We start from the raw sequence: 6,895 nt of genomic DNA on the forward strand, positions 1-6,895 counted from the left end.
TCTGCGACGCAGAATTTCCTGACCCAGCAGATGTACCGTCATCGCATAAAAAACGCTGCGGTTATAGCGCGTAATCACGTAAAAATTATTCAGCCCCAGCCAGTATTGCAGGCCATCTTCGGCTTCCAGGGTGAACAGCGTGGCCAGCGTACCGGCCGGCAAGGTTTCGCGCACCGTCACCAGCGCGCTCTGGAATTCGGCAAGCGTCGTTTGCGGTTTGATTTCGCGCTGCAGGAACTGCTGAGTGTTGTCGAACGCGCCGGCGCGAAGCACGACTGGCGCGCCGTGCTGCCAGCCGTATTCGCGATAATAGTTGGCGGCGCTGCCAATCGCATCCGACGCCTGCCATAAATCGATCCGGCCGTCGCCATCGAAATCGACGGCATAGCGGCGATAGCTGCTCGGAATGAACTGCCCCAGCCCCATCGCGCCGGCATACGAGCCTTTCAGGCTCAGTGGATCGAAGCCGGATTCGCGCGCGAGCAGCAGGTATTGTTCGAGCTCGCCGCGAAAAAATTCGGCGCGCCGCGGATAGTCGAACGCCAGCGTAACCAGCGCGTCGAGCACGCGATAGCGGCCGGTATTTCTGCCGTAAAACGTTTCCACTCCTATCGTCGCCACGATGATTTCCGGCGCGACGCCGAATTCGCGTTCGGCCCGCGCAAGCCCGGCTTCGTGATCGCGCCAGAATTGCACCCCGCCTTCGATGCGGGAAGTCGTCAGAAACGGGGGATAGTATTCGGTCCATGGTCTGATCGTCGCGGGCGTGGTTATCGCCCTGATGATCGAAGGCTGAAAGCGCGCCTCGCGCAGGGTTTTTCGCAGCGCCGGCGCTTTGAAATGATGCCTCGCCGCGACTTCCCGAATGAACCGTTCGACCTCCTTGTCCAAAGGCTGCGCGGCGCTCGCGAAAGCCGGAACGACAAACAGAACGGTGAGCAGCAGTTTTTTCAGCATTGTCGTCATTGATTGCGCGCAGCGTTTCCGATATCGGTGCTGTTGAATTCTATCAGCGGCATTCCATTACATCTTTCAAACAATGCTTTCGTCTTATACTTGCAACAAATCCGTAACATGCGCGCGCTACAGTTTTGAGACAATCGAATGGCTGCTAAAAAAGCGGCAAAAGACATTCCCGTCGTGACCCAGTATCGCTCCCCGGATCTTTATCTGAATCGAGAGCTGCAGCAGCTCGAATTCAATCGCCGCGTTCTCGCGCTCGCCGAAAACGTCGAAGTGCCGCTGCTCGAACGCCTGAAATATCTTTGCATCGTCAGCAGCAATCTCGACGAATTTTTCGAGATCCGCGTCGCCGGGTTGAAAGAACAGATCGGCCTGGACGCGCGAGTCAACAGCCCCGACGGTCTCCCCGCCGCGCAGATTTTCGCGCTGGTCGCGGCGCAAAGCCACGAGCTGGTTGCCCGCCAGTACAAGTTGTTCAACGAAAACATTCTGCCGCACCTAGCCGGGCACAGCATACGATTTCTGCGTCGCGATGAACTCGATGCAGCCCAGCGCGAATGGGTCAAAGGCTATTTTCTGCGCGAGATGATTCCGGTGTTGACGCCGATCGGCCTCGATCCCGCCCATCCGTTTCCGCGCGTGCTGAACAAGAGCCTGAATTTCGCGGTGGAACTCGATGGACGCGATGCGTTCGGGCGCAGTTCCGGCGCCGCCATCGTACAGGCGCCGCGCGTTCTGCCGCGCGTGATCAGCCTGCCGGCGGAGCTGGCCGGGGCCGACTACAGTTTCATATTTCTGTCATCCATCCTGCACGCGCACATCGGCGATCTGTTCAGCGGCATGGACGTGCTCGGCTGCTATCAATTCCGGGTCACGCGCAACAGCGATCTTTTCGTCGACGAAGAAGAGGTCAAGAACCTGCGCACCGCATTGCAGGGCGAATTGCCGCAGCGCCATTTCGGCAACGCCGTGCGGCTCGAAGTCGCCGATAACTGTTCGCAAGTCATGGCCGACTTCCTGCTGCAGCAATTCGATCTGGGTAACGAAGATTTGTATCGCGTCAAAGGCCCGGTCAATCTGGTGCGCCTGATGAATGTCCCCGATCGCGTCGCCCGGCCCGATTTGAAGTTCGCGCCGTTCGTTCCCGGCGTGCCCGCCGCTCTGGTCAAGCAGCGCGACCTGTTCCGGACGATCCGCAAGGGCGACATTCTGCTGCATCATCCGTTTCAGTCGTTCCAACCCGTTATCGATTTCATCAAGCAGGCCGCGCACGATCCGCAGGTCGTGGCGATCAAGCAGACGGTTTACCGGACCGGCACCGACTCGGAATTGATGGAAACCCTGATCACCGCCGCCGAGCGCGGCAAGGAAGTCACCGTCATCGTCGAACTGCTGGCGCGCTTCGACGAGGAGGCGAACATCAATTGGGCGAGCCGCCTGGAGCACGTCGGCGCGCATGTCGTTTACGGCGTGGTCGGTCATAAAACGCACGCGAAAATGGCGCTGGTCGTGCGCCGCGAGGAAGGCGGCCTGCGCCGCTATGCGCACCTCGGCACCGGCAATTACCACACGCGCACGGCAACGCTGTACACCGACTGCGGCTTATTCACTTGTCATGAAGCGCTATGCGCCGACATCCACGAAGTGTTTGCGCAGCTTACCGGGCTCGGTCGCGCCGGCAAACTGAAGCACCTGTGGCTCGCGCCGTTCCGGCTGCACGCCGAAGTATTGCGTGCGATCCAGACCGAAACGCGGCACGCGCAGGCCGGCCGCAAAGCGGCGATCATCGCCAAGATGAACGCGCTGCTCGAACCGAAAATCATAGCCGCGCTGTACGAAGCATCGCAGGCCGGCGTCAGCATCGATCTGATCGTTCGCGGCGTGTGCGCCCTGCGTCCTGGCATAGCCGGCGTTTCGGAAAACATTCGCGTGCGCTCCGTGGTCGGCCGCTTTCTCGAACACACGCGAATTTTTTATTTCACGAACGATGGCGCACAGGATATGTATCTGTCGAGCGCCGACTGGATGGAGCGCAACTTCTTCCGCCGCATCGAAATCTGTTTCCCGATACTCGACGGCAAAGTGAAGAAACGCCTGTTGCGCGAGGGGTTAAAGCCTTACCTGGCCAACAATGGCGGCGCCTGGGATCTGCAGCCCGGCGGCACTTACCGCCGCCGGGCCTCGCGCCGCGGCAAGACGCCGAGCGCGCAATCAAAGCTGCTCGCCGAACTCGCCATGCGCAGCGACGATATAACGCCGCCATCCTGAGCGCAGCACGCCGTCAGCGACAACCCGCCGCCGAGCGCCGGGCGGAAAGTACGATGCTTACGCAACCAACTCGGCGCTGTTTTCAAGCTCGGACAAGGCGCTGATATTCAGTTCGAACCCGAGTTTTTTCCACTCCCGCACTTCTTCGCGGAGCGCGTGCGCGGTCTGCGGATTGAGCGCGAGCCATTCGCGATCGATGTCGAGGCAGTGCCGTCCGGCATCGAGCACGGAGCGGATTTCCGGCAGCGCGATATCGCTGCGGCTGCGCTGAAACAGGGCGGCGAGCCGCAGCGCGATGACGATCGCCCAATCGCTTTCGCGCACAATGACATTGCGGGTTTTCAGTAACGAACCGCGATGGGCGAGCGTGAGCAAGGCGAGACGCCCTTGTTCCATCTTCGAGAAGCCCGGCATGTCGGCGTTCTGGATGATGTAGCCGGAGTGCTTGTGATAGCCGCTGTAGGCGACGGAAATGCCGATTTCGTGCAGGTCGGCCGCCCATCCGGTCAGGCGCGCCATGGCCGCGCGCTCGGAGCGGAAGCCCTGGTCGAACTGGCCAAGCAGGTGCAAGGCCAGCGCCTTGACGCGCGCCGCCTGGGCTACATCGACGTGATAGCGCTGCATGAACTGGCGCACCGTAACATCGCGCATATCGTGGTGGTGAGCGCGCCCGAGCATGTCGTACAGAATTCCCTGGCGCATCGCTCCGCCAGAGGTGGCCATATGGCGCACGCCGAGTTCGGAAAACACTGCCCTCATGATGGCGAAGCCGCCCGGCAATACCGGCGCGCGATCGGCCGCCAAACCGGGCAGCGACAAGCGATCGATGTCGCCGGCTTTCACCAGCGCCGCGCGCAACTTCTGCAACCCGTCACTGGTGATGCCGGATTCCGCATAACCGTTCGCTTCGAGCACGTCGGCGATCGCCGCGGCGGTGCCCGAAGAGCCGATCGCCTGTTCCCATGACGCGGCGCTGAATTCCTTGACGATCGTCAGCAACTCGGTTTGCGCGGCGAGTTCGGCCTGGCGCAAATTTTTTTCGCTGATCCTGCCGTCAGGAAAAAACCGGCGCGTATAACCGATGCAACCCATGTAAAGACTTTCCAGCTTGATCGGCTCGGTGCCGCGGCCGATGATAAGTTCGGTCGAGCCGCCGCCGATATCGACCACCAGCCGCGTCTCGGTCCCCGCCGGCAAACTGTGGGAGACGCCGAGATAGATCAGCCTCGCCTCCTCCCTTCCGGCAACGATCTCGATCGGGAAGCCCAGCGCACGTTCCGCTTTCTCCAGGAACTGCGCAGCGTTTTTTGCCACGCGCAGCGAATTGGTTCCGACCGCGCGCACCGAATCGGCCGGCAGATCGCGCAGCCGCTCGCCGAAGCGCATCAGGCACTCGAGCGCGCGTCTCTGCGATGCCGCATCGAGATATTTGTCATCCGTCAGGCCGGCGGCGAGACGAACCGTTTCCTTGAGCGAATCGAGCGGATAAACCAGATCGCCGACGACACGCGCGACCTGCACGCGAAAACTGTTCGAACCGAGATCGACGGCGGCGATAACATCTTCCATGATGTGCTCCAGCATGCGGTAATGCGGATTTTACCGGCAGCGCGATGACGACAGGATGATTTAGAACTTGTCTGACTGTAAAGCCTGACCGTGTGGGAAATACTGCGCTACAGGCTTCACACAAAAGCATAATCTGCCTCCTTGCCCTTCCGCACCCAAAAAATCCAGATGACAACCACGCCCGCCTACACCGAGCTTTGCCGCATCCATTCGCGTCTTCATCGCTATAACCACCTGGCCGCCATTGTCGGCTGGGACCGCAACGCGATGATGCCGCCGAAGGGCAACGAGGCGCGTGCCGCGGCCACGGCAGAGCTGAACACGCTGATGCACCGGCTGCGTACCGATCAGCGTCTCGCCGAATGGTTGCGCGCAGCCGGGCAGGAAGCGCTCGACGACAGTGCCCGCGCCAACCTGCGCGAGATGCGGCGCGATTGGCGCAACGCCAACGCTGTGCCGGAGTCGCTGGTCGAGGCGAAGACGCTGGCCGGCGCCAGATGCGAGCACGCCTGGCGCAGTCAGCGGCCGGGCAACGACTGGCGCGGTTTTCTGGACAACTTTCGCGAGGTGGTACGGCTGGCGCGCGAGGAAGCGCAACGGCTTGCCGACGACACCGGGCTCACGCGCTACGATGCGCTGATGGACATTTACGAGCCGGGGGTGCGCGCAGCCGAGATCGATCGCATTTTCGCGGACGTCAAAACGTGGCTGCCGGACCTGATCGCGCGGGTACAAGCAAAGCAGCGTGACGAGACGGTCATCGCCCCGATCGGACCTTTTCCCATTGCAAGCCAGCGCGTGCTGAGCGTGACCGTCATGAAGCTGTTGGGTTTCGATTTCAACGCCGGGCGGCTGGACGAAAGCACCCACCCGTTCAGTGGCGGCGTTCCCGAGGATGTGCGATTGACAACGCGCTACCGCGAAGACGACTTCGCCCAAAGCCTGATGGGGGCGATCCACGAGACCGGCCACGCCCGCTTCGAGCAGAATCTGCCGCGCGCCTGGCTGGGCCAGCCTATCGGCATGGCGCGCTCGTACGGCATTCATGAAAGCCAGAGCCTGGCTTTCGAGATGCAGCTTGCGCGCAGCCGCGGCTTCGTGGGTCTGCTGGCGCCGCTGCTGGCTGCGCATTTTGGCGACCAGCCGGCGTTTGCGGCGGATAACCTGTTTCGGCTGTGGACGCGCGTCACACCGGGCTTGAGCCGCGTGGCAGCCGATGAAATGACCTACCCGGCGCACATCATCCTGCGCTATGAGATCGAACGCGCGCTGGTCGAAGGCGAGATCGAGGCGGAAGACATTCCGGCGCTGTGGGACGAAAAGATGCAAACTTTGCTCGGACTCGACACGCGCGGTAACTTCAAAGACGGCTGCATGCAGGACGTTCACTGGAGCGAAGGCGCGTTCGGCTATTTTCCCAGCTACACGCTCGGCGCGATGTATGCGGCACAGTGGTTTGCCGCGATGCGGCGCGCGGCGCCGGATCTCGATTCCCGAATCGCGGCGGGCGATCTGGTTCCGGTATTCGAGTGGCTTGACGACAACATCTGGTCACAAGCCAGCCGCTGGGACACGCCGGAACTGGTGCGTCGCGCCAGCGGTGAAACGCTCAATCCGGCGCATTTTCGCGCACATTTGGAGGCTCGTTATTTAATGGTTTGTTGAAAAGCTCAAAGCAGTCATCGCGAAGCGGCCTTAAGCCCCGGGGCTTGAAACCGGGGGAAGCAATCTCGCCTTCAGGTGCATCAAGAGCCTGGAGATTGCCCCGTCGCAAAAACGCTCCTCGCAATGACACGTCGTGGCTTTTCAACGTCGGGGTGCCCTGAATCGGATCGCGCACCCTATGATTGGAACAACGGCCGAACCCCTTTATCGCGTCCCTACTCTCAGCCGTTGCTTGAGAAAGCTTGCGCAAACAAACTCGAACGCGAAGGATACGTGGTGTTCTGGGGGATGATCCGAAGAATCCTTGCTCAGCATTGCGAAAATCGCAAAGCGCAACCGTCCGAACGATACGAACCGCGATGGCCCTGAAAAAATCCGAACTTTACTCCTCCCTCTGGTCCAGTTGCGACGAGCTGCGCGGCGGCATGGA

The 6,895-nt window shown here is 61.1% G+C and carries 4 protein-coding genes; 2 read left to right on the forward strand and 2 right to left on the reverse strand.

The genetic code is table 11. The annotated features are described in order from the left end of the window. Positions 1 to 966, reverse strand: a 966-nt coding sequence (gene mltB / locus H0V78_07065) for a lytic murein transglycosylase B (protein ID MBA2351537.1), incomplete at its 3' end; no start/stop codon positions are given. Between the two features lie 138 nt (positions 967 to 1,104). Between mltB and ppk1 the strand changes: the two genes are divergently transcribed. Next, the gene (ppk1, locus tag H0V78_07070; GenBank protein ID MBA2351538.1) at positions 1,105 to 3,231 is read left to right on the forward strand and encodes a polyphosphate kinase 1; all 2,127 of its coding nucleotides are present in this window, start codon (positions 1,105 to 1,107) and stop codon (positions 3,229 to 3,231) included. Between the two features lie 57 nt (positions 3,232 to 3,288). Here ppk1 and ppx read toward each other — a convergent pair whose 3' ends face one another. Beyond that, entirely contained in the window at positions 3,289 to 4,815 is a 1,527-nt protein-coding gene (ppx, locus tag H0V78_07075) for an exopolyphosphatase (protein ID MBA2351539.1), read from the reverse strand. Positions 4,816 to 4,968: 153 nt separating this feature from the next. On the opposite strand from ppx, the gene H0V78_07080 reads away from it, so the two are divergent. After that, positions 4,969 to 6,465, forward strand: coding sequence for a carboxypeptidase M32 (locus H0V78_07080; GenBank protein ID MBA2351540.1), 1,497 nt, complete (start codon positions 4,969 to 4,971; stop codon positions 6,463 to 6,465). Positions 6,466 to 6,895: the final 430 nt, after the last annotated feature.

The sequence above is a fragment of the Burkholderiales bacterium genome, from assembly GCA_013695435.1.
GTDB lineage: Bacteria > Pseudomonadota > Gammaproteobacteria > Burkholderiales > JACMKV01 > JACMKV01.

Bases quoted from the DNA above. Each gene is read 5' to 3' on its own strand.
- ppk1 (MBA2351538.1), top strand. From the start codon at position 1,105: ATGGCTGCTAAAAAAGCGGCAAAAGACATTCCCGTCGTGACCCAGTAT.
- ppx (MBA2351539.1), bottom strand. From the start codon at position 4,815: ATGCTGGAGCACATCATGGAAGATGTTATCGCCGCCGTCGATCTCGGT.
- H0V78_07080 (MBA2351540.1), top strand. From the start codon at position 4,969: ATGACAACCACGCCCGCCTACACCGAGCTTTGCCGCATCCATTCGCGT.